Source organism: Amycolatopsis sp. NPDC028719 (assembly GCF_055565395.1).
Map to the genome: position 1 here is coordinate 921,238 of NZ_JBVHUL010000002.1, position 21,870 is coordinate 943,107.

Here is a 21,870-nt window from a genome sequence, read left to right on the forward strand (position 1 = left end):
ATCGGTCAGGGAAGAACATCCGCCGGTCGGTCACCGCCCAGCTTGACGGCGTCAGTGCGGCGGGCGACACTCGCCCTCATGCGCCGTCGCCTGTCCGCCCTCGCGCTCGCCGTGGCCACACTGGCCGGGATGTCCTTCGCACCAGCGGCTTCCGCGGCGCCCCGGCCGCCGGAGCGGCCCCGTCACGAGATCACCTTCGACCAGTATTCGCTGCTGCTGGACGGGCGGCGGCAGTTCGTCTGGTCCGGGGAGTTCCACCCGTTCCGGCTGCCGAGCCCGGACCTGTGGCGGGACGTGCTGCAGAAGCTGAAGGCGAGCGGGTACACCGCGGTGTCGATCTACTTCGACTGGGACTACCACTCCCCCGCTCCCGGCGTCTACGACTTCACCGGCGTGCGCGACATGGACCGGCTGCTCGACCTCGCGCAGGAATCGGGCTTGTACGTGATCGCGCGGCCCGGCCCCTACATCAACGCGGAGGTCTCCGGCGGCGGCTTCCCGGGCTGGCTGTCCACCCAGGCCGGCAAGGCGCGCAGCGACGCCCCGGACTACCTGGCCGCGGCCGACGAGTGGCTGACCGCCGTCGACCGGATCATCGCGCGGCACCAGCACGTCGACGGCCGCGGGCCGGTGGTCCTGTACCAGATCGAGAACGAGCTGGCCGTCACCGGCGTGTCCCAGCGGAACTACGTCGCCCACCTCTACGACAAGGTGCGCGCGGACGGCATCGGCGTGCCGATCTTCCACAACGACAAGGGGCGCAACGGGATCTGGGTGCCACCGGGTTCGGGTGTGCCGGGCACCGTGCCCGGCAAGGTCGACCTGTACGCCTGGGACACCTATCCCGGCGGCACCTGCCACACCGACGGCACCCCGGGCAGCCCGAGCGCCGCACCCGACTGGGGACTCTACGGACCCGGCGGGGCGAAGGGTGGCGCCAGCGCTTCACCGAACACGCCCGGGTTCACCGCCGAGTTCGGCGGCGGCTGGTTCGACTACTGGGGCAGCAACGGCACCTACCCCTGCACCGCGGTGCGCGAGGGCCCGAGCTACGAACGCGTCTTCTACGGCACCAACATCGCGAACGGCCTGAGCATCCAAAACTTCTACATGACCTTCGGCGGCACTTCGTGGGGCTGGCTGCCCGCGCCGGTGGTCTACACCTCATACGACTACGGCGCGGCCGTCGACGAGGCACGGCAGCTGCGTCCCAAAGCGGCGACGATGAAGGAGCTGGGCTACTTCCTCCAGGCCGTCCCGCCGATCACCAAGCAGGACAAGGCGGACCCCGTCACGCCGACGTCGGCGGCCGTGAAGGTCTACCACAACGTCAACCCCGACACGAAGACCCACTTCTACGTGCCGATGCACACCCCTTCGAACGCCACGACGAACGACACCTTCACCTTCCCGGTGTCCACACCGGACGGTTCGTACACCGTGCCGCAGGCCGGGACCCTGCGGTTGAACGGCCAGGACGCCAAGCAGCTGGTGGCGAACCACGACCTCGCGGGCCAGCACCTGGTGTACTCGACGTCGGAACTCATGACCGCGGTCGGCGGGACCGTGCTGCTGCACGGGCGTCCGGGCGAAGACGGCGAGACGACGCTGCGCTACACCCGGGAACCGAAGGTCGAAGTGCTGGCCGGGACCGTCACCGCCACCTGGAACGCCGGCGATCTCCGCTTGAACTACGTCCACAATGGACTGGCCAGGGTGCGGATCTCGGGTGGCGGCCGGCCGCCGGTCACGCTGCTGCTCGCCGACGACGCCACCGCCGACACGTTCTGGCGCCAGGACACCGCGGCCGGGCCGGTGCTCGTGCGCGGGCCCGCGCTGCTGCGCACCGCGCGGTCGGCCGGCGGTCTCCTCGAGCTCACCGGCGACACCGCGCAGGCCAGTGACCTCGAGGTGTGGGGTCCCGGTGCGGTGCTCAGCTGGAACGGACGGCTCGTCCCGGCTCGCCGCACGACGTCGTCGAGCCTGCTCGCGACGGCGCAGCTGCCCGGCCCGGACGCGGTGCGGCTGCCGGCGCTGACCGGCTGGAAGCAGGCCGGTGGCTCCCCCGAAGCCGCGGTCGGCCACGACGACACCGCGTGGCGCGCCGCGGACCTCACCAGTACCGCGAGCACCACCAAACCGCCGGCCGGGCAGCCGGTGCTCACCGCGGACGACTACGGCTTCCACACCGGCGACGTCTGGTACCGCGGCCACTACCGCGGCGCGATACCGGACCGGATCAGCCTCGCCTACGGCGGTGGCGGCGCCGGGATGCTCCAGGCGTGGCTCGACGGCCGGTACCTCGGCCAGCACGTGCTGCCGAGCGCGCTCGCCGCCCCGCCGACGACCGGCACGGCGACCTTCACCGTGCCGGAAGACCTGCGCGAGGACGGCGACCACGTTCTGTCGGTCATGGTGCGGGGCGACGGGCGCAACGAGGACGGCGGGGTCAACGACGCCCACAAGGAGGGCCGCGGGCTCATCTCCGCGTCCCTCACCGGCGTCGCCTGGAAGATCCAGGGCGGTGTCGCCGATCCGGTGCGCGGCCCGCTGAACAACGGCGGCCTCGACGGCGAACGCGCCGGCTGGTCCCTGCCCGGCTACCCCGACCGCCGCTGGGCCCCGGCCGTCGTGCCCGCCACGACCGCGGCGCCGGGCACGACGTGGTACCGGACCGGCTTCACCCTCGACGTCCCCCGCGGGCACGACGCGTCGCTGGGCCTGACCATCGGCGACCCGGCCGTGCCGAGGTCCGGCGGGCACTACCGGGCGCTGGTGTTCCTCAACGGCTGGAACCTGGGCCAATACGTCGCCGACGTCGGGCCACAGCACACGTTCGTCCTGCCGACGGGCATCCTGAACCCCCACGGGCCCAACACCCTCGCGCTCGCCGTGACGAGCGACGGCGGCCCCGGCAACGGCCTGGAAACCGTGGCCTTGACCAATCTCGCCACAGTCCGCGGCGGTGTCCCGGTCCACCTGGTCGATTCACCAGGCTACCGGCGCTGAATCGGCGGCGGCGCCGCAGGATTCGCGCACCACGAGCGTCGGCCAGAGCTGGACGCGGTGCACCGGGCGGTCGGCGCCCTCGGCGAGGCGGGCCAGGGCGAGTTCCGCGGCCAGCGCCCCGAGCCGGTGCTTCTGCGGGCGGACCGCGGTGAGCGGCGGATCGGACACCGCCGCGACCTCGTCGTCGTAGGACACCACCGCCAGTTCGCCGGGTACCGCGATACCACCGTCGCGAGCCCGCTCGATCAGGCCGATGGCCTCGCGGTCGGAATGCACCAGCAGGGCGCGGACGTCTTCGCGGCGGCAACGGTCCAGCACGCCGTCGTAGACCCCGGCCCAGTCCGGCGAGCCGTACGCCGGGACGTCGAAGTCCGCGCCGGGTTCCTGGCCGAGCGACTCGATCGTCTCGCGCCAGCCGGTGCGCAGCGCGCGGCTGGTCGGGCTGGACCGGGACGTCACCAGCCCGACCCGGTGGTGGCCCAGCGACACCAGGTGCCGGACGGCCAGCCCCGCGCCGAGGGCGTGCGCAGTCGTGACGGCGTCCAGCGCGAGGGTCGGCAGCTCGGGTGGGGGCAGGCGTTCCACGAGGATCACGGGCACGGGCAGGGAACCCAGCCACCGCAGCAGTTCCCGGGCGCCGCGCCCGCCGGTGTCCGGGGCGGCCAGCACCGTCTGCACGCCCCGCTCGAGCAGCTTGCCGATCTGGCGGCGGTCCTCCGCGGCGTCGTACCGCGACGCCCGCAGCACCAGCCGGCCGCCCGCACCGGCCGCCGTGGACTGTGCGCCCTGGATCACCTGCGGCCAGTAGTACTCCACCGACGGCGCGACCATGCCGATCAAGGCCCCGGGTGTACCGCGTTCGGGCTGCGCGGCTCGCGGCCGCACCAGGGTGACGCCGCCGTGGACGCGCGTCAGCAGGCCGCGGTCGGCCAGGTCGGTGACGTCCCGCCGGACCGTCACGGAACTGACGCCGAGCCGGCCCACGAGGTCGGCCAGCCGGACCGTGCCGTGCTGGCGCAGCAGCGACAGGATGATTTCGTGCCGTTCGGAGGCCAGCATCACGGGACGCGCTCCAGCCGGACGCGGACCGGGCCGGCCCGTACCACCAGCGTCAGCCGGCCCAGGCGCTCGCCCCAGGACGCGCGCAGCAGCGGGTCGTCCAGCGCCCGGTACGCGAACTCCGGCGTGGCGACCAGGGGATCCCAGGTCAGCCGCAGCACCGGGGATTCGCCGTGCGACACGACCGCGTACCCGGCGCCGACCTCGACGTCCCCGGCGAGCACGTAGCGGAGCAGACCGGTGACGCCCTCGTCGTCCACCAGGACGCAGGCTTCGTCGCGGACCAGCCGGACGGTCCGGATCCACCGGCGCACCGAGCCCTCCGGGTACGCACCGGCGAGGTCGGCGGACAGCCCCGTCGCGGCCGCGGTGAACTCGACGCGAACGTCCCGCGCGCCGTGTTCCCGGCCCGGCTTCTGCGGGGCGCCCGGCTCCGGCACGTTGTGCCACTCGCTGCGCAGCGGCCACGCGCGGTAGCGGTCCGGGCCGAAGCTGGCCGCGGTGTAGGTCGGCTGGCCGACGTCGGCCACCACGGGCACGCCGTCGACGGCCACCCAGAACGTGCCGACGTCGAGGTGGTTGTGCCGTTCGCCGTTGTGGCCCGCCTTGACGGCCACCGTCAGCCCGGCCGGCGTCCCGGCCGTCTCGCGCGCGACGAGCACCTGCACCCGCGGCAGCCATTCCTCGCGGGCCAGCCAGGTTCCGGCCGGCTCCGCCGCGACGGCCCGGCGCCAGCGCGGATCCGCCAGTCCGGCGAGCGCGCGGCCGAGCCCGGCCTGCGGCCACACCAGGCGGCCGCTTTCTCGCGCGCGCGAGATCGCGTGGGCGCGGACGCCCGCGTCGCCGAGCCGCTCGCCCCACCGGTGGAGCACGTGCCACGGCTGCGCGGCCGGCAGGCGGGCGGGGCCGTCCCCGGCGTTGACGTAGGCGGCTCCGCCGAGGTGCATCCGGTGCGGGAAGCGGATCAACGGCGCCAGCACCGGGAAATCCCGGGCGTCGAGATCGCTCGCTTCGGCGAGGAGGTCGAGTGCTTCCAGCAGCCGGCAGGCACCGTGCCACCAGTAGGCGACTCCTTCGTCGATCCCGCCGTCGTCGGGCAGCACGGCGACGTAGTGGTCGAGCCCCTCGACGACCAGCCGGACCAGCCGCAGCCGCCGCTCAGGATCCGGTTCGAGCAGGAGCGCGGCGGCGAGGACGGCGTGGTGGATCCACGGGTTCCAGTTGTGCGCGTCGCCGTCCAGGCCGAGCCAGTGCCAGTCGCGGACGCGCTCGAACGGCGTCAGGACCCGGCGGTCGGCCTCGCGCTGTAAGCGCTTTCTCAACCCCGATGCGCGGACGTCGAAAGCCGGGCCGAGGACGTGGTCCGCCCAGGCGAACAGCGCCACGACCTCGGCGGCGCCCAGGTCGAGGAACGGCTCGTCCGGATCGCCCAGTACCTCGCCGCGCCCGGCGGCGAACCGCTCGTGCGGCGCCCAGCACCACGTCGTCGTCTCGGCCAGCGCGACCAGGCCGTCGATGGCGCCGTCGAGGAACGGCAGCCCCTGGTCCAGCACCGCGGCGAGCACCAGCAGCGTCACGCGTTCCCGCACCTGGCCGGCCGCGTCTTCGTACTCGGTGCGGACGCCGTCGCGGAACGTCCGCGCCCACGCCGAGGCCGTCAGGACCGGCATCGGGCGGGCCAGCACGGCCGTGGCTTCGGCGAGCAGGACGTCGCCGTCCACCGCGTCCCAGACGGCCCGGTTCCGCACGTCCGGCACCGATTCCGGCGCCCGCAGCGGCACTGCGGAACCGTCGAAGAGCGCACTCAGCCGCCGCCGGAGCGACATGGGCCTCCCTTGCGGTTCTGATCGCTTCTGATCGATCTTGTCGTTAATTGTTGACTCGAACTATGCCACACGATGGAGTGGCCGACATCACTCTCACGGAGGAGCAATGACGCTTCGGGGTCCGGCGGCCTTGTCCCGCCGAAGTTTCCTGGCCGGGTCGGCCGGGGTCGCGGCCGCGGGCCTGCTCGGCGGCTGCACGTCGCCGGCGACGGCGTCCGGCGCCACGCGCGTGCGCGTCTGGTCCTGGCTGACCGGGATGGACAAGTACGCCGCCGCGTTCAACGCGGCGCAGCACGAGGTGGCGGTCGAGCTGAACGTGATCGCGTCCGGCCTGAAGGGCGGGTACGCCCAGCAGACCAACGCGCTGCGCGCCCACAACGCCCCGGACATCCTGCACGCCGAGTACCAGGGCCTGCCGCAGCTGCTCACCACCGGCGGGCTCCGCGACCTCACCGCGGACCTCGCCGACCTCGAGCCCGGCTACTCCCCCGCGGCCTGGCAGGGCGTCCGCCCCGGCGGACGCACCTGGGCCGTCCCGATGGACCTCGCGCCGATGGTGCTCTACTACCGCAAGGACCTCTTCGACCGGCACGGCATCGCGGTGCCGCGCACCTGGGCCGAGTTCCGCACCGCGGCCCAGGCCGTCCGCGCGGCCGACGCGGCGGCGCGCATCACGACGTTCCCCCTCAACGACGGCTCGTTCTTCGCCGGGATGTGCTGGCAGGCGGGCGATCCCTGGTGGCGCGTCGACGGCGGGGCGTGGCGCGTGAACGTCGACGGTGAAGGCACCCTGCGCACCGCGGACTACTGGCAGCGGATGATCGCCGACGACCTGGTCGCCGCCGTGCCCACCGGGGACCAGGGCTGGATCGGCGCGATGCACCAGGGCCGGCTGTGGGGGCTGCTCGGCGCCACCTGGAGCGTCGGCACCCTCGGCAAGTCCGTGCCGCAGGACAAGAACCGCTGGGCCGTCACCACCATGCCCACCTGGAACGGCAAGCCCGCGACCGGCGTCCAGGGCGGCAGCGCCTTCGCCGTCTCGGCCGGGAGCGAGGTGCCGGACGCGGCGGTGAAGTTCCTGCGCTGGCTGAGCACCGATCCCGCCGTGGCGAAGATCGGCACCACCTTCACCACTCCGTTCCCCGGCTACCTGCCGAGCCGGGCCGTGGCCGAGAAGGCGTACCAGGGCGGCTACTTCCTCGGCGACCCCGTCTACGGCGTGCTCGACGAGGCCGCCCGCCGCGTCCCGGACTGGACGTGGGGGCCGAACGCGCTGGGCCTCTTCTCCACCGTCGCCGACCACCTGGGCGGCGTGAAGACCGGGAGCACCACCCTGACGGCCGCGGTCCGGCAGACGCAGGCGGACGCCGTCGCGAACCTCCGGTCACGCGGGTTGACCGTGCTGGAAGGGAAAGCGTGATGACCGTTCTCACCCCCGAACGGGCCGTGCGCGCCCCTGCGACCCCCGCGGACGCCGGACGGCCGCGGCGCCGCCGTGGCCACGCCGGGCTCGCGCTGGCGGCACCGTTCGCACTGCTGCTGGCCGGCACCGTGCTCGTGCCGATCCTCTACGCGCTGTACCTGAGCCTCTACACCGACCGCTTGTCGGGCCTGGGGTTCTCCGGGCCGCACCAGGTGTTCGTCGCGCTCGGCAACTACCTCGACGTCCTCACCGACCGCGCGTTCCACACCGGCCTCGGCAACGTGGCACTGTTCGTGCTGGTCCACATCCCGATCATGCTCGGCCTGGCGCTGGTCCTGGCCCTGCTGCTCGATTCCGCCGTCGTGCGGCTGCGGGGGGTGTGGTCGCTGGCGATCTTCCTGCCCTACGCCGTTCCGGTGGTGATCACCGGCCTCGTCTGGGCCTACCTCTACAGCCCGGGCTCCGGCCTGTCCGCGCTGCTGCCGTTCGACCCGCTGGGCAGGAACGGGATCCTGCCCGCGATCGTCAACATCGCGACCTGGCAGTGGGTCGGCTACAACATGATCATCTTCTACACCGCGCTGCAGGCGGTGCCGCGGGACGTGCTCGAGGCGGCCCGCGCCGACGGCGCCGGGCAGCTGCGGACCGCGTGGTCGGTCAAGGTCCCGATGGTGCGGCCGACGATCTTCGTCGCGCTGGTGTTCACCGTCATCGGCTCGCTGCAGCTGTTCACCGAACCGCTGGTGCTGCGCGGTTTCACGAGTTCGGTCACGAGCTCGTGGTCACCCAGCCTGTACGTGTACGAAGCCGCGTTCGTCGCCGGCGACTACGGGCGGGCCGCCGCCGCGTCCGTGCTGCTCGCCCTCGTCTCGGCCCTGCTCTCGGCGCTGGTGATGCGCCTGTCCGCCCGGAGGTCGCGTTGACCCACTCCCCCGCCGCTGCGACATCCGAGGCTCCGCCTCGGGCCGGGGGCTCCGCCACCGGGAACCCCCGGAAAGCAGGCTCGCGGTGGACGTCGCGCACGGTCGTGCACGTCCTGCTGGTGCTGGCGTCGCTGTACGCGGTCCTGCCGCTCGTCTGGCTCGTCACCTCGGCCACCAAGTCCGTCGGCGACTTCTCCACCACCAGCGCGTTCGAGTTCGGCCGGTGGAACCTCGGCGCCAACCTCGGCGCGCTGTTCACCCAGGACGGCGGCGTCTTCCTCGCCTGGATCCGCAACTCGCTGCTCTACGCCGGGCTCGGCGCGGTGCTCGGCACGCTGATCTGCGCGGCGTGCGGGTACGCGATCGCGAAGCTGGACTTCCCCGGCCGGCGCGCGCTGTTCGCGGTGACGCTGGCCGGCGTCCTCGTGCCCACCACGGCGCTGGCCCTGCCGCTGTACCTGCTGGCCTCCCAGCTGCACGTGGTGGGGACGTTCTGGGCGGTGTTCGTCCCCCTGCTCACCAACCCGTTCGGCGTCTACCTCGCGCGGGTCTACGCCGACGCCGCGGTGCCCGGCGAGGTGCTCGAGGCCGCCCGGACCGACGGCGCCGGCGAACTGCGGACGTTCTTCACCATCGCGCTGCCGATGCTACGACCGGGGCTCGTGACGATCTTCCTGTTCCAGTTCGTGGGGATCTGGAACAACTTCTTCCTGCCGCTCGTGATGCTCACCGACCCACAGCTGTTCCCGATGAGCCTCGGCCTGTACCAGTGGAGCACGCGCGTGCCCCAGTTCCCGCAGTACAGCCCGCTCGTCGTCACCGGCTCGCTGCTGGCCGTGGTGCCGCTGGTCGTCGCGTTCGTCCTGCTGCACCGGCAATGGCGGTCCGGGCTGGCGGCGGGCAGTGTCAAATGACCCGTCGCCCGGAAACCCTGCTGGTGATGGCCCCCGGCACGATGCGCCTGCAGTTCGGCGAAGCGGAACTGGCGCGGCTGCGCGCCACGGCCCGGCTCGGCGAGCCGGTGTGCGCGGGCGAACTGGCCTCGGCGCCGGTGCGGGCGCGGCTGGCCGAGGTCGAGGTGCTGATCACGTCGTGGGGCTGCCCCCCGCTCGACGACACGATCCTGCGAGCCGCCCCGAACCTGCGGGCCGTACTCCACGCCGCCGGCAGCGTCCGCGACCACGTCGGCGCCGCGGTCTTCGACCGGGGGCTGCTGGTCACCACCGCCGCCGGGGCCAACGCCGAACCGGTCGCCCAGTACACCCTGGGCGCGATCCTGTGGGCGTTCAAGAAGGTGCCCTTCCTGGCCGCCGACGCCCGGACGTTCCGGGAGGACTGGCGCTACCGGGACGGCAGGGGTGAGCTGTCCGGCCGGGATCGCACGGTCGTGCTGGTCGGCTTCTCCCGGGTCGGCCGGCGGGTCGCCGCGCTGCTGCGGCTGCTGGAGCTGGCCCGGGTCCTCGTCGTCGACCCGGTGGCCGACCCGGCCGAGATCCGGGCGGCCGGTGCCGAGCCCGCCGCCCTGCCCGAGGCGCTTCCGCAGGCGGACGTGCTGAGTCTGCACGCGCCGTCGCTGCCGGAGACCCGACACATGATCGGTGCCGCGGAGCTGGCCGCCCTGCGGCCCGGCGCGGTGCTCGTCAACACCGCGCGGGGCGCGCTCGTCGACACCGCCGCCCTCGAACAAGCCTGCGCCGCCGACGGGCTGCACGCCGTCCTCGACGTCACCGAGCCGGAGCCGCTGCCGGCCGGCTCCCCCCTCTACGACCTGCCCAACGTGGTGCTGACGCCGCACGTGGCGGGATCGCTGGGGTCGGAGACGCGCACCATGAGCGCCGAGACGATCGGGGAACTCGAGCGCTACGCCGCGGGACTCCCGCCCCGGGCCCCGGTGACCCGGCAGACCCTGGCCGTGCAGGCGTGACCCCCGCCGAGGACCGGCTGCTCTCGCCGTACACCGGCTGGACCCGCGGGCACTGGACGGCGCTGGCGGACCGGCTGCTCGCGGCGGCCGGCCGGTACCGCTCCCCGGCCGGGGCCCGGATCGACCTGCCGGGCCCCGGCCAGCCGCAACGGCCGCGTTTCCGACGGGCTGGAAGGGTTCGCCCGGACGTTCCTGCTCGCCGGCTTCCGCGTCGCCGGGGAGGGCGGCGCGGACCCGGACGGCCTCCTCGAGCACTACGCGCGCGGGCTCGCCGCCGGCACCGATCCGAGGTCCGCCGAGGCGTGGCCACGACCGGACCGGCTAGGACAGTCCAAAGTAGAGGCCGCGTCGATCGCGCTGGCGCTCCAGCTGACCCGTCCGTGGCTGTGGGACCGGCTCGACGACGCCGTCCGCGACCGGATCGTCGGCTGGCTGGCGACCGTGGTCGGGCAGCCCTACCCGCCGATCAACTGGGTGTGGTTCCGGATCGTCGTCGAATCGTTCCTGCGCGAGGCCGGCGGTCCGTGGTCGGCCGCCGACATCGAGGAGGACCTCGCCGTGCACGCGTCGCTGCGGCGCCCCGGCGGCTGGCTCAGCGACGGTGCCGAACGCGCGTACGACCACTACACCGGCTGGGCCCTGCACCTGTACCCGGCGCTGTGGACGCACCTGTTCGACGTCACCGGCACCTTGTGCCCGGCCGGACTGCGGGAAACGTGGGCGCAGGACCTCCGGGGTTACCTCGACGACGCCGTCCGGCTGGTCGGCACCGACGGGTCGCCGCTGCTGCAGGGCCGCAGCCTCGTCTACCGGTTCGCCGCCGCCGCGCCGTTCTGGGCCGGGGCGCTCACCGGCGCGAGTGGGCTGCCTCCCGGGCTCACCCGCCGCGTGGCCGGCGGCGTGGTGCGCCACTTCGCCGACCACCACGCGTTCGAACCGGACGGACTGCTGCGGCTCGGCTGGCACCACGCCTGGCCCGCGATGCGCCAGTCCTACTCCGGACCGGGTTCTCCGTACTGGGCCGCCAAAGGCCTGCTCGGCCTGCTCCTGCCCGCCGGCCATCCGGTGTGGACGGACGTCGAACAGCCGTTGCCGGTCGAAACCGCGGACGTCGTCCGCGTGCTCGCCGCGCCGGGCTGGCTGGTCTCCGCCCGCCGGCGCGACGGGATCACCGTGGTGCTCAACCACGGTACCGACCACGCGAAACCCGGTGACCAGCGCACCGACTCGCCGCTCTACGCGCGGCTCGGCTATTCGACCGCCACCGTCCCGCCATTGACCGGCGCCTCGGTGCCGGATCCGCTCGACAACTCCGTGGTCGTACTCGACGAGTCCGGCCGCGCGAGCCACCGCGCGGGCTTCGAGACCTGCTACGCGATCGAACTCCCCGGAGGCGTCGCCGCCGCCGCGTCCCAGGGGCCGGTCCGCTGGGTCGACGCCGTCGGCGACCACTCGCCGGACCACGGGTCGGGCCGCAGCGGCCCGGTCGTACCGGGCCCGGTCGTCACGGTCGCTTCCGTGGTGCGCGACGGGTTCGAAGTCCGGCTGGCCCGGGTCGACGCCACGCCGGCCACGTCCGGCCGGAGTGTCCGGCTCGGCGGCTGGCCGGTCGCGGCCGGCTCCCGCCCGGCCGCGGACACCGGCCCGGACGTCAGCGCGTCCGCCTCCACGCCGGCACTGCGTTCGGCGCTGTGGGGGCTGTGCGGCTGCACCACCGCGGGCGTCGCCGTCGAGCAAGGCACGTCGCCGCTCGGCGCCTGGACCGCGACGCCCTGGCTGTCCACAGGGGACGGGGTACCGGCCGGCGAGGTGCTCGCCGCGCTGGTCGTCCTCGACCGCGGCGGACCGGCCGCGCCCGCCGTGCGGGTCGCGGTCACCCCGGACGAGGGCGGCCACCGGATCACGGTGACCTGGCCGGACGCTCTCGACACCACCGTCACCCTGCCTGCACCGGCCGGCCGGTGACCTGATGCCCGCCGCGAACGACCGGACCGGGCGGTGCCCGGTCAGCTACCTGACCGGGCACCAGCTCACGAGGAAACGAGACGACACCTACCCAACGGTCGGCGGTGACCCGATGTTGCCGCCGCCACGCCTCGCCGCCCTGCTCCAAGACCTCGCTTCCCGGCCGACGACCCCGCTGATGACCCTCCACGGACCGAACACGCCGCGCCGGCTGTTCCCCGGCAGAGTTCCCGACCCGCCGCTGCCGGCACCACGACCCTCGCCGGCGTCACCCCTGCCCGGTCGACCCGGTGGCCAGCGCGTCGAACTCGCGGTCGGGCAGTGACCGGTTGAGCTGCAGGAGCTTGTCCGCGAGCCAGCCGACCGCGTAACGGGTGTCCGGACTCGACCGCCTCCCGGATCGTCTCGGCGACCACACGGGGGTCCGAGCCCTCGCTCAGCCCGGTCTCGCCGCGCTTCGCACCCGGCCGGCCTGAGCCGCCCTCAGGCTCACCCGGGCCGGCCGTCGCCCCGTCAGCGTCGACCGGCTCGCCGCCAGTGTCGGGATCGCCGCCGGCGAGGCCCGTCGGCTCGCGGCCAGGCTCGCGGCCAGTTCGGGAAGGGGAACTGAACGTTTCGCTCCCCGCAGTCGCCGGGAACGACGAGGAGTCCTTCGAGTTCCGGTACGACGAAGGCCTGCGGGCGCGCGGGCTGTTCCCCGGCAGCGTCGACCTGGCGATCCGCGGGCCGGAGCGGATCGCGCTCACCGGCCCCAACGGCGCCGGGAAGTCCACACTGCTGCGGCTGATCAACGGCGACCTCGCCCCGGACGCCGGTTCGGTGTCGCGGGCCGACTGCCGGATCGCGGTTCCTCTCCCAGCGGCTCGACCTCCTCGACGACGAGCGCACGGTGGCCGAGAACCTGGCCGCGGCCGCCCCCGCGGTGCCGCCGGCGCTGCACCTGCCGGTCGGTGTCCTCTCGGGCGGGGAACGGCTGCGCGCCACGCTGGCCTGCGTCCTGTTCGCCGAACCGGCACCGCAGCTGCTGCTGCTCGACGAGCCGACGAACAACCTCGGCCTCGCGTTCGTCGTCGTGAGCCACGACGAACGCTTCCTCGACGCGATCGGGATCGGCCGGTGGCTGCGGCCGGAGAACGGTGACGTACACGGGTGACGTCGGGCGACGGTCGCCGCGGGCCGTGCCGGATTCCTAGCGTGGTGAAGTCACCCGCTGAAAGGAAGAACATGTCCGAAGTGACCTACACCGCCGTCGCCACCTCCACCGCGGAGGGCCGCAACGGCGGCCGCGCGACCTCCGACGACGGCGCGCTCGACGTCACGCTCGCCGTGCCCAAGGCCTTCGGCGGCGCGGGCGACGGGACGAATCCGGAGCAGCTGTTCGCGGCGGGCTGGGCGTCGTGCTTCGTCGGCGCGGTGCGCCGGGTCGCCGGTGCGAAGAAGGTGCCGCTGAACGACCTCGCCGTCGTCGCCGAAGTCACCCTGCACCACGACACGGAGGCGAGTGAGTTCAAGCTGAGCGCGGTCCTGCACCTGGAGGCGACGGGCATCGACCAGGCCACAGCGGACGAGCTCGTCCAGGGCGCCCACCAGGTGTGCCCGTACTCGAAGGCGACGCGCGGCAACATCGAGGTCACCCTCGACGCGACGGTCGCCTGATGAAGCGCCCGCTGGACGTCGGGGCGGGCGTGCTCACCGCCGTCACCGCCGGCGCCGGCGTCCGGCGCGTCCCGAGCCGATGATCGGTGGAGCGCGGCACGCCGGCCCTGGAGAGCCAGCTGCAGGCTACCCCGCCCATCCCCCGGCCCGGCGATCACGCGAGAGGCACCCCGCGACTTCGCCAAGGCGGTGGTCGACGCGGATCAGCTCCGAGCACTCTGCAGTCGCACAGCAGTCCACCAAGACACCCAGGAGAATGAAATGTCCACATTGCACTTCGTCGAGACGACCACCGCGACACCCGGGCAGGTCCTCGCCGCGCTCACCGATTTCGGGCCCGGTCGTGCGCTGCTGTTCGGCAACAGTGTCGACGAGTACCTGAAGGTCCACGGCCAAGGTCCCGGCTGGGCCGACGTCACCGAAGGCTCGGGCGGGATCTGGGAGCGGCTGCGGTACGACTGGTCGGATCCCCGCCGGATCGTCATGGAAACGACCGACTCGAACCTCTGGGGTGGCCGGTCGGGACACACTTACACGCTGACGCGGCAACCGGACGGCACGACGGCGCTGGACGTCGTGGTGGTGCGGGAGGGTAAGAACCTCAAGGGGCGCCTGACCGGCACGCTGCTCGGGTCGGTCGGCAAAGGTGTGCTTCGCAAGGCCTTGAAGAACACGGTCAAGGCCATCGAGGCCCGGGGGGACGACGTAGTGGCTGGGTGATCAGGACGATCGGGCGAGCGTCGGCGAGGTCGTGGAAACCGGGGAACGCAGTGCCCGAAGTCCGTCGCCGGGAACGCTTCGGTGGGTTCGTAGAAGTCCCTGGCCGGATGCCCGCCCTCGCCACCGGGATAGGTCTCGGTGCGCGGCCGCACCGAGCAGCTGCTGATCGCGTCGGCCGGCTCAGCCGTCACCGCGACGACGCTCAGCACCGCCGCCGCGACCAGGCCGCCGTGCGCGGCCTTGTGCGTCCGCGACTACGTCACCACACGGGCGGCGAGCTTGCCGAGGACGATCATGACCGCGATGGCCAGCAGCCCGAGCACGAACACCGAGATCGGTTTCGCCGCGCGGCGGAGCTCACCGGCGAGCAGGACGATGCCCGCGATGAACAGCAGGCCGAACTGCTGGGACGGCGAGAACATCGACAGCGCGAACCACCGGACGCACATCGTGTTCTCCGACCAGCAGGGCCGCTGCCCCCAGGGCTTCGAGAACGTCCCGCAGCTGCGGATCACGGTGACCTGCAACATCCCTCGCGACGTGCAGGTCAACGGGCAGTACATTGGACGCCTTCGCGCAGGAAAAGCACAACCCGCGCTCGGATCACGACGACTTCGCCAACGTCATGGGCCAGCGCCTGATGAACCAGGTGGTCCGCTGCATCAACGGCGGCAAACGCTGCTCGCAGTGATGTGCCGGGTGGGCTGCGGTCGTCACGACCGCAGGCCACCCGTGGTCATGCCGGTTCGAGACGGTCGCGGACCGCGCGTTCGACCAGGACCGGCAGGAAGCTGCGGACCCCGGCGTCGTCGAACCGCCGGCGTTCCGCCGCGATGGCCGCCTGGACGTCGTCACGCCGTCCGGTTCCGTACTCGTCGATGAGGCGCGAGGCGAGCGCTTCGAAGCTGTCGTCTTCGCCCTTGGTGGTCAGTTCGTCCATGGCGGGGTGGTGCGACATGCCACATCCTCCGTGCGTTGACGAATGTCGTTCACGAACTGCCCGGAGATCATCCTGCTCAAACCATCGGCGCCCCGGTGATCGCGCACACCAGGCGGTTGCCGCCGCGCTGCCAAAGGGTTCCCACTTCGGCAAACCCGACGGCTCGCAACGTGCGCTCGTGGGCGGACAGCCGCGCCGACTCGGCGCCGCGGTGTCCTGCCGCCGGGCCGGCGCCACGTCGGGCGACGAGTTCGGCAAGGGCAGGATCCTCGGTGACGCCGTCCCACCATCCTCGCCAGTCGTCGAGGCTTTCCCCACGTGGTCCGGCGGCGCGGCGCTGCAACTGCCGCTCGAGTTCCGCGAGCCCGGGTGCGGAGTCCGCCACGCTGAGGTCGTCACCGTTCAGGAGTATCCCGCCGGGCCGCAGCAATCCGGCCAGCTCGCGGTAGGCGACGTGCAGCTGCGGCTCGGGTAGCCAGTGCAGGGCCGTCGTGCTGACCGCGGCGTCAACGTGCTCGCCCAACGCCAGGTCAGCGCCCCATCCAGGGCGGCCGAGGTCCGCCTCGACGAAGCGGAGGCCCGGCCGGTCGCGGTGAGCAGCCCGCGCTAGGCCGAGCAGCAGCGGATCGGCGTCGACCGCGACGACCGTCGCCGCCGGGATCCGGTCGAGCACCCGAACTGCCAGGGAGCCCGGGCCACAGCCGAGATCGAGCACCACGGGATCCGGACGGGCACATGCTGCTTCGAGCGCGTCGAGCAGGACGCTGAAGCGTTCCTCGCGGTGCGGGACGTAGGTCTCCTGCTGGCACCGGCACCCGCAGCCTGCTGACCGCCGACGAACTGGCCGCCGTCCTGACTCACGAACACGCCCACCTGCGCGAACGTCACGCCCTCGCGCTCGCCCCGTTTGCCGCACTGGCCCGGCTGTTCCCCCGCTGCCGCCGGCTCAGCGCGGACATCCACCTCCTGCTGGAGATGCGGGCCGACGACCGGGCCGCCCGCCGGCACGGCCGCGACACTGTCGCCACCGCGCTGGAGAAGTTCCGCGCGCACGGTGCGGCCGCCACACCGCCCGGCACCCTCGGCGCGGCAGCGGCCACGACGTACCGGATCGACCGGCTCCGCCGTCCGCAGACGACCGGTCCGCGTGTACTGCCGGCGCTCGTCACCGTCACCGTGCTGACCCTGCTGGCGACCCCGCTCAGCCTGCTCCTCACCCCGTTCTGAGTCTCATTTCGTGGCGGACACGTAGGCCAGGAACCCCAGCCGGCCCCGATCGGCCACGGTGAATCCGGCACCTTCGGCGAGTCCGGCGAGCCGTGCGTGCGGGTCGTCGAGCATCCGGGGTCCGCTCACCGTCCCGACCGGGTCCGGAGCACCCGGTGCATCTCGGTCAGCGCGGCGGGCTGATCGGCGTCCGGCAGATGGTGCAGCACCGGACTGGTCAGGGCGACGTCGAACTCGCCGTCGCCGGCCGCAGTAGCCGAACGCACCGTTCGGCGCCCGTCTCGTTCTCACGCCCGGCGTCGTCGCACCGCCAGGAACGCGAACGATCCGCCGATGAGCCAGAAGATGCCCGCACCGGCCCAGCCCGTGGCGTCCGGCGGGTCCATCGCCATCCCCGCGGTGGCCAGCAGCGCGATCGCGCCGAACAACGCCGCCGTGACGAAGAGGATTCTCGACGCGCGCTTCTGCGTCGCCGTGGGCGGTCCTGACGCCGGGGACGGGATCTCCTGCGGGGTACGCCGCGGCTGCGGCAGTGTCCGGTGTGGACCCACCGCCGCGTCGATCGCCGCGACCACCTCCGGGGTGAGCCCGGCGACCAGTGTCGGCTCGATCCGGACCGCCCGGCCGTCCGGGCCGATGAGGTTGCGGCCGCCATCGGGCCAAGCGAGCATCGCCGCGCACTCGGCGAAGCGGACCGTCACCACCCCGCCGGGCGTCTGCAGGCTGCAGCCGTCGGCGCCGACGACCAGGTGCGTGCCCGCCTGGCCGTGGGTGGGGAACCGGTTGCCCGCCACCGCGGCCGGCGAGAACTTCGGGACTTCCGCGTATCCCGCCCAGCCCGCGGAACGGCCGTGCGGGACCCGCAGCAGCACCGAGGCGCACGCCTCGACGGCGACCGCGTGGACCTCCGCGACGCCGACCGCGCGCAGCTCGGTGATCCTGTCCTCCGGACCGCGGACGGGCCGGCCGGCCAGCAGCTCGGCTGCGTGGTGAGGAAGCCGCGCCACGTCCGCGTCGGCGCCGTAGAGCGCGGACTCGGCCTGCGTGCGCACCGTCTCGACGTCGCGGGGCTCGATCCGGCCGACCTTGAACTGGGCCAGGACGTCGATGACGGCACCGAGCACCGCGGCCTGCTTGTCCGGTAGGGCGTCGGCCAAGCCGAGCACCTCGGCCGAGCCGTCGCCCAACGGCTGGTAGGACGTCGTGACCTGGTACGAGTAGCCGCCCTCCTGGCGCAGGCTGCGGAACAGCTCCCGTTCGAGAACCTTCGAGAACAGTTCGGCGGCGGTGCCTTGGCGCACCACCGCGCTGAACCGGACCGCGCCGTCGCCGTGGGCGAAGTACGCCGGTGCCGTCACCGACGTGGACGGCCGGGCGGGCACCGGACGTCGAACGCCCGCGGGGAGGGGCAGCCGCAGGCCGGCCGGCACACCCTCGCCGGCCACCCACAACGCCGCGTTCTCACGCGTGAACCAGGTACGCGCCCAGTGCGCGACCTCGGCGGGTCCCAGCCGGGGGACGCCGAGCTCGAGGTAATCCATCAGGCCGTACCCCTGGGCACCGTGCCGGTGACGGAACAGCAGGCCGGCCCCGCCTCTCCCGGCCTCCTCGGTACGGAGGATCGACTTCTCGGTCTCCAGCCTGTCCAACGGCAGGTCGCCCAACGACGCGCAGACGCCGGCCAGGAACGAGACGACTTCGGACTCCGTGCCCTGCATTTCGAAGTACGTGTGGTCGGGCCCCGTGGCACCGTTGAAGTGGTGCTCTCCGAGGCCGAACCGGTGCAGTGCGAGGTGTTCGACCAGGTGCGTGATGCCGGCGGTCGCGAGGGTCTCGTCCGCGCGGCCGACCCGGAAGACGAGCCCGGCGGCCAGCGGACCGGATCTCTTCGCCACCACGGCGGGGATTCCGTCGATCTCGAAGGTGGACAGCATGGTTTCAGCCTTTCGCGAGGGCGCGGTCGCGGTGCTGCGCGAGCGCGGCGGCCGGGTCGGGGAAGAAGTGCCAGGGGGCTTCGCTGGCTCGCCCGCCGAGCGCACGGAAGTGCACGGCGGCGCGCGGCAGATCGCCGATCAGGCTGAACGCCATGGCGAACGTGCTGTGCGCGCCGACCCAACCGAACCGCGCGCGGTACGCCGGGTGCAGCACGGAAGCCGCCGCCGCGGCGGTGATCTCTTCCCGGACTCGTGGCTGTCGAAGGTAATCACCGCCGGCTGTGGCGCCGAGTTCCAGCCACTGCTCCAGATGCAGCTCGGCGACCAGCACGCCCTGGGGGCCGCCGGGCCCGGCGGCCCCCAGGCACTCGCCGAGGAAAGTGTGCGCCGCTTCCCAGGAACCGCCCCATTTCGGGCACAGCTGCTGGAGCAGGTTGCGCTGCGCGGCCAGGAAACCCGGGTGCCGCGCAGCTACCCGGTCGTAACGGCGCCGGGCTTCGCTCTGGCCGAGTCCCAGCCCCCGGCACGTGGTCAGCCGCAGCCACCAAGCCAGTGCGTTCCCCGGCTCGCGGGCGGTGACGTCGATCAGCAGCTGCTCGGCCTGCCGCAGGTGCTCGTGGAACGCGGCGAACTGCTCACGGCTGACCCGGGCAGCCGAGGCCGAGGTTCGGATCGCCCACCCCTGCTGGACGAGCTGGGCGGCCAGCAGCACCCGAGCCAGCTCCGCCGCCGGTTCCCGGTCGATCACCGCGCGCAGCATCGGATCGGCCGACGGCACCGCCATCGTGGTGCTCACGCCGAAACTGCGCTCGTCCGCGTCGGTGAAACGGGTGAAAAAGCCCGAAACGGTCGGCCAGTCGCCCGCTTCTGCCGCGGACCGCAGCACACCGGCTTCCGGATAGGTGGCGGCCGGATCGAAAACCGGCGCCGGCGCAGAGCCGGTGGAGGTCATGGGAATTCCTTTACCAAAAGGGAAAAAGAGTCCTCAGCCTACTTCGCCCCGCCGTCCGGACTGAGGGACCCGCCCGATCTGCTCGGCTACGCCCTCGTGGTCGGTTCCGGCCGGACGCTGTCGCGCCGGGCGGCGCGTTCGCGGACGCCGATGGTGCGGTGGCCGGCGGCGTAATGCAGCGCGAGCCTCGCGCGGTCTTCGGTGAAGATCGACGTCTGCAAGGTCCACAAACTGCCCTCTTCGGCAGGGCATGAGCTCTACGCGGAATGTGGGACTGTCTACAACTGCCCTGCGGCCACCTCGTAAATGATCCCCAGGCCGTCCTCGTCGTCCCAGTGCTTGCCGATCTCGAGAAAGCCGTACTGCGATGCCAGCCGGTGGGAAGCCAGGTTGCCGGGGCTGATGGTGACCCGGACGGTGCGCACCCGTGGCTCCTCGGCGGCTCGGCGCAGCAGGGCTTCCAGCGCCGCGCGAGCGTAGCCGCGGCGCCGGTGTACCGGTTCGACGGCGTAGCCGATTTCCACCGTTCCCGAGGGATCGGGAGGCCCGTGGTAGCCGGCCCGGCCCACGGCCAGCTGCCGCGGTTCGTCCCAGATGACGCCGGTGACCCAGGCCGCGCCGGCCGGGTCTTCTTCCACTTGCCTGCTGCGCATCTGCCACACGCTGCGCCAGTCCGGGCCGGCGAAGTAAGCGGAGAGAGGGACCGGGCTGACCGCGTTCGCCGCCGCCAGGTCGCCACGGGCGAGAGCGTCGAATACCGGACCGGTCAGGTGCACGATCCGTACCGCCGGTCTCAGGCGATCGGTCATGACGCAGCCTCAGCTTCTGAAGTCGTCGGTCCGCCCGGGTGGAGCGCTGCCAGCCGCTGGAACTCCTCCTCGGAGATCGGGAGCGTGGTGTACCCGAGCAGCGTTTCGCCATCGCCGGGCGCCCACCCGCCGTGGCCGACGTACTTCTGCTCGTCGCGAACGCCGAGGCTGCGGTAGAGGCCCATGGCGTTGCCGACATCGGACATGCCGCGGCCGTCTTCGAACAACGCGAAGCAACGGTAGTCGGCCAGATAGCGCTCGAACACGTGATCACCCCCCGATGATCACCTCATACTAGCGAGCAGACCGGCGACCCGACCAGCGCATGTGCCCGCTGCGAGCAGGTCTTCGGCCAGGCCGTGACCCCTGTTGCGGAGGTAACTTCGCGATGTGACGAGAGGAGCAGCAATGACCGGCTCGTTCTGGTGGGATCTGCTGATCGGCGTCGCCGCCGCGCTGCTGCTGGCCTGGCTGGCGCTCGTCGTCGCGCTGGTGATCGTCCGGCCGCGGGGCGGCCTGCTGCGCGAGGCGCTCCGGCTCCTGCCCGACGTACTCCGGCTGATCCGGCGCCTCGCCGCCGACAAGACGCTTCCCCGTGGCGTCCGGATCCGGCTGGGCCTGCTTCTCGCTTACCTCGCGCTCCCGATCGACGTGATCCCCGACTTCATCCCCATCCTCGGCTACGCCGACGACGCCATCATCGTCACCGCCGTCCTGCGCGGCGTCGTCCGCCACGCCGGGCTCGACGCCGTCCGCGCCCACTGGCCGGGCAGCGACGACGGCTTCGCCGCCCTCACCCGCCTGACCGGGATTCGCTAGCCGAGCCGGATCACGATGCCCGTCAGTCCGTTGAGGACACTCGCGACGCCGGCCCGGACCGCCGCCGACGCGCGGGCGGGAGTGAACGACGCCGGGTCGTAGCCCGTCGACGTGCCGAGACCCTCGCCGCGGAAGGACGCGCCCGGCCAGTTGGCCGCCGTCACGTTCGCCGTCGGCTCGGCCAGCTCGGCTCCGAGCACCAGGAACTGGCGATCGAGGTGGTTGGCCGTGACCAGTGCCAGCGGGTCGACGAGGTGCCGGCCCGCGCTGATGATCAGGTCCGGCGCCAGCTTCACGGCCTCGCCGATGCTCTCGGTGTACCGGCCGGGGTCCGCGGCGGTGATGGTCTTGAGGCTGACCTGTTCCTGCTCCGCCCAGCCCGTCACCGCGGCCACGAGCGTCCGGGTCGGCGCGTCGTCCCCGGCGCTCAGCAGCACCACCCGGTAGCCCGGTGACGGACGGACGCCGTCCCAGGAGCCGGGGCTCGGTGTGATCGTCGCTTCGGGCGTCGGCGACGTCGTGACGAACCCGGGACCGAGCACGCCGACGGCGCTGGGCGCCGGGTGCGGCGCGGACCAGTCGCCCGGTGATCCGCAGCCGGCCGTCAGGACAGCGACGACGGCCAGCGCGACAGCGAACCGGAAACGCAAGCTGATCGTCCTCTCACGAAAACACTCGACGCCC

General features: G+C 72.8%; 24 protein-coding genes and 2 pseudogenes. 13 read left to right on the forward strand and 13 right to left on the reverse strand.

What is annotated here, in order from left to right; genetic code table 11:
* Nucleotides 1–78 precede the first annotated feature (78 nt).
* A complete protein-coding gene (locus ACZ4TR_RS12325) occupies nt 79–3,009 on the forward strand; it encodes a beta-galactosidase (protein ID WP_465287080.1) in 2,931 nt (976 codons plus the stop codon).
* On the opposite strand, the gene ACZ4TR_RS12330 is transcribed toward ACZ4TR_RS12325, so the two are convergent.
* Together ACZ4TR_RS12330 and ACZ4TR_RS12335 are read right to left on the reverse strand one after the other, a co-directional pair.
* On the reverse strand, nt 2,989–4,068 hold the full coding sequence (locus ACZ4TR_RS12330; RefSeq protein ID WP_465287081.1) for a substrate-binding domain-containing protein: 1,080 nt from the start codon (nt 4,066–4,068) through the stop codon (nt 2,989–2,991). The genes ACZ4TR_RS12325 and ACZ4TR_RS12330 overlap by 21 nt on opposite strands.
* Nucleotides 4,068–5,894, reverse strand: coding sequence for a heparinase (locus ACZ4TR_RS12335; RefSeq protein ID WP_465287082.1), 1,827 nt, complete (start codon nt 5,892–5,894; stop codon nt 4,068–4,070). The genes ACZ4TR_RS12330 and ACZ4TR_RS12335 overlap by 1 nt, the downstream gene beginning before the upstream one ends.
* A 106-nt stretch (nt 5,895–6,000) precedes the next feature.
* Here ACZ4TR_RS12335 and ACZ4TR_RS12340 point away from each other — a divergent pair, with 106 nt between their 5' ends.
* From ACZ4TR_RS12340 to ACZ4TR_RS12380, 9 genes and pseudogenes are all read left to right on the forward strand, one after another.
* A complete protein-coding gene (locus ACZ4TR_RS12340) occupies nt 6,001–7,314 on the forward strand; it encodes an ABC transporter substrate-binding protein (RefSeq protein ID WP_465287083.1) in 1,314 nt (437 codons plus the stop codon).
* Nucleotides 7,314–8,240, forward strand: a complete 927-nt coding sequence (locus ACZ4TR_RS12345; RefSeq protein ID WP_465287084.1) for a carbohydrate ABC transporter permease — start codon at nt 7,314–7,316, stop codon at nt 8,238–8,240. Before ACZ4TR_RS12340 ends, ACZ4TR_RS12345 begins: the two co-directional genes overlap by 1 nt.
* Before the next feature lie 104 nt (nt 8,241–8,344).
* Nucleotides 8,345–9,154, forward strand: a complete 810-nt coding sequence (locus ACZ4TR_RS12350) for a carbohydrate ABC transporter permease (protein ID WP_465287085.1) — start codon at nt 8,345–8,347, stop codon at nt 9,152–9,154.
* Nucleotides 9,151–10,164 carry a hydroxyacid dehydrogenase gene (locus tag ACZ4TR_RS12355; RefSeq protein ID WP_465287086.1) on the forward strand — a complete coding sequence of 338 codons (1,014 nt, stop codon included), beginning with the start codon at nt 9,151–9,153 and terminating at the stop codon, nt 10,162–10,164. The genes ACZ4TR_RS12350 and ACZ4TR_RS12355 overlap by 4 nt, the downstream gene beginning before the upstream one ends.
* A gap of 192 nt (nt 10,165–10,356) precedes the next feature.
* Nucleotides 10,357–12,129 carry a DUF2264 domain-containing protein gene (locus ACZ4TR_RS12360; protein ID WP_465287354.1) on the forward strand — a complete coding sequence of 591 codons (1,773 nt, stop codon included), beginning with the start codon at nt 10,357–10,359 and terminating at the stop codon, nt 12,127–12,129.
* A 4-nt stretch (nt 12,130–12,133) separates the two neighbouring features.
* Entirely contained in the window at nt 12,134–12,454 is a 321-nt protein-coding gene (locus ACZ4TR_RS12365; protein WP_465287087.1) for a hypothetical protein, read from the forward strand.
* A 320-nt stretch (nt 12,455–12,774) separates the two neighbouring features.
* Nucleotides 12,775–13,282, forward strand: a pseudogene (locus ACZ4TR_RS12370) (ATP-binding cassette domain-containing protein); the annotation flags it as partial.
* 71 nt (nt 13,283–13,353) lie between these two features.
* Complete coding sequence (locus tag ACZ4TR_RS12375) at nt 13,354–13,785, forward strand: organic hydroperoxide resistance protein (RefSeq protein ID WP_364517766.1); 432 nt, start codon at nt 13,354–13,356, stop codon at nt 13,783–13,785.
* A gap of 261 nt (nt 13,786–14,046) precedes the next feature.
* Nucleotides 14,047–14,505 (forward strand): SRPBCC family protein, encoded by a 459-nt coding sequence (locus tag ACZ4TR_RS12380; RefSeq protein ID WP_465287089.1) that lies wholly within the window; start codon nt 14,047–14,049, stop codon nt 14,503–14,505.
* Between the two features lie 254 nt (nt 14,506–14,759).
* Here the strand turns inward: ACZ4TR_RS12380 and ACZ4TR_RS12385 are convergent, their stop codons facing one another.
* Complete coding sequence (locus ACZ4TR_RS12385; RefSeq protein ID WP_465287090.1) at nt 14,760–14,927, reverse strand: hypothetical protein; 168 nt, start codon at nt 14,925–14,927, stop codon at nt 14,760–14,762.
* Between ACZ4TR_RS12385 and ACZ4TR_RS12390 the strand changes: the two are divergent.
* A pseudogene (locus ACZ4TR_RS12390) lies at nt 14,899–15,196 on the forward strand (DUF1996 domain-containing protein); the annotation flags it as partial. The gene ACZ4TR_RS12385 and the pseudogene ACZ4TR_RS12390 sit on opposite strands and share 29 nt — an antisense overlap.
* 45 nt (nt 15,197–15,241) lie before the next feature.
* Here ACZ4TR_RS12390 and ACZ4TR_RS12395 read toward each other — a convergent pair.
* Both ACZ4TR_RS12395 and ACZ4TR_RS12400 read right to left on the reverse strand, forming a co-directional pair.
* Nucleotides 15,242–15,463, reverse strand: a complete 222-nt coding sequence (locus ACZ4TR_RS12395) for a three-helix bundle dimerization domain-containing protein (protein WP_465287091.1) — start codon at nt 15,461–15,463, stop codon at nt 15,242–15,244.
* A gap of 58 nt (nt 15,464–15,521) precedes the next feature.
* Nucleotides 15,522–16,361 (reverse strand): class I SAM-dependent methyltransferase, encoded by an 840-nt coding sequence (locus ACZ4TR_RS12400; RefSeq protein WP_465287092.1) that lies wholly within the window; start codon nt 16,359–16,361, stop codon nt 15,522–15,524.
* Nucleotides 16,362–16,420: 59 nt separating this feature from the next.
* On the opposite strand from ACZ4TR_RS12400, the gene ACZ4TR_RS12405 reads away from it, so the two are divergent.
* On the forward strand, nt 16,421–16,672 hold the full coding sequence (locus tag ACZ4TR_RS12405; protein WP_465287093.1) for a hypothetical protein: 252 nt from the start codon (nt 16,421–16,423) through the stop codon (nt 16,670–16,672).
* A 3-nt stretch (nt 16,673–16,675) separates the two neighbouring features.
* Here ACZ4TR_RS12405 and ACZ4TR_RS12410 read toward each other — a convergent pair whose 3' ends face one another.
* The 7 genes from ACZ4TR_RS12410 to ACZ4TR_RS12440 form a co-directional block, all read right to left on the reverse strand.
* Nucleotides 16,676–16,801 (reverse strand): hypothetical protein, encoded by a 126-nt coding sequence (locus ACZ4TR_RS12410; protein ID WP_465287094.1) that lies wholly within the window; start codon nt 16,799–16,801, stop codon nt 16,676–16,678.
* Entirely contained in the window at nt 16,798–16,938 is a 141-nt protein-coding gene (locus ACZ4TR_RS12415; protein WP_465287095.1) for a class I SAM-dependent methyltransferase, read from the reverse strand. The genes ACZ4TR_RS12410 and ACZ4TR_RS12415 overlap by 4 nt, the downstream gene beginning before the upstream one ends.
* 21 nt (nt 16,939–16,959) lie before the next feature.
* Nucleotides 16,960–18,606 carry a M16 family metallopeptidase gene (locus ACZ4TR_RS12420; protein ID WP_465287096.1) on the reverse strand — a complete coding sequence of 549 codons (1,647 nt, stop codon included), beginning with the start codon at nt 18,604–18,606 and terminating at the stop codon, nt 16,960–16,962.
* A gap of 4 nt (nt 18,607–18,610) precedes the next feature.
* Nucleotides 18,611–19,558, reverse strand: a complete 948-nt coding sequence (locus ACZ4TR_RS12425; RefSeq protein ID WP_465287097.1) for a hypothetical protein — start codon at nt 19,556–19,558, stop codon at nt 18,611–18,613.
* Between the two features lie 86 nt (nt 19,559–19,644).
* On the reverse strand, nt 19,645–19,779 hold the full coding sequence (locus tag ACZ4TR_RS12430) for a hypothetical protein (RefSeq protein ID WP_465287098.1): 135 nt from the start codon (nt 19,777–19,779) through the stop codon (nt 19,645–19,647).
* Nucleotides 19,780–19,836: 57 nt separating this feature from the next.
* A complete protein-coding gene (locus ACZ4TR_RS12435) occupies nt 19,837–20,367 on the reverse strand; it encodes a GNAT family N-acetyltransferase (protein ID WP_465287099.1) in 531 nt (176 codons plus the stop codon).
* On the reverse strand, nt 20,364–20,633 hold the full coding sequence (locus ACZ4TR_RS12440; RefSeq protein ID WP_465287100.1) for a hypothetical protein: 270 nt from the start codon (nt 20,631–20,633) through the stop codon (nt 20,364–20,366). The genes ACZ4TR_RS12435 and ACZ4TR_RS12440 overlap by 4 nt, the downstream gene beginning before the upstream one ends.
* 142 nt (nt 20,634–20,775) lie before the next feature.
* Between ACZ4TR_RS12440 and ACZ4TR_RS12445 the strand changes: the two genes are divergently transcribed.
* Nucleotides 20,776–21,186, forward strand: coding sequence for a YkvA family protein (locus ACZ4TR_RS12445; RefSeq protein ID WP_465287101.1), 411 nt, complete (start codon nt 20,776–20,778; stop codon nt 21,184–21,186).
* Here ACZ4TR_RS12445 and ACZ4TR_RS12450 read toward each other — a convergent pair.
* Complete coding sequence (locus tag ACZ4TR_RS12450; RefSeq protein ID WP_465287102.1) at nt 21,183–21,836, reverse strand: type 1 periplasmic-binding domain-containing protein; 654 nt, start codon at nt 21,834–21,836, stop codon at nt 21,183–21,185. The two genes, ACZ4TR_RS12445 and ACZ4TR_RS12450, sit on opposite strands and share 4 nt — an antisense overlap.
* Nucleotides 21,837–21,870 lie beyond the last annotated feature (34 nt).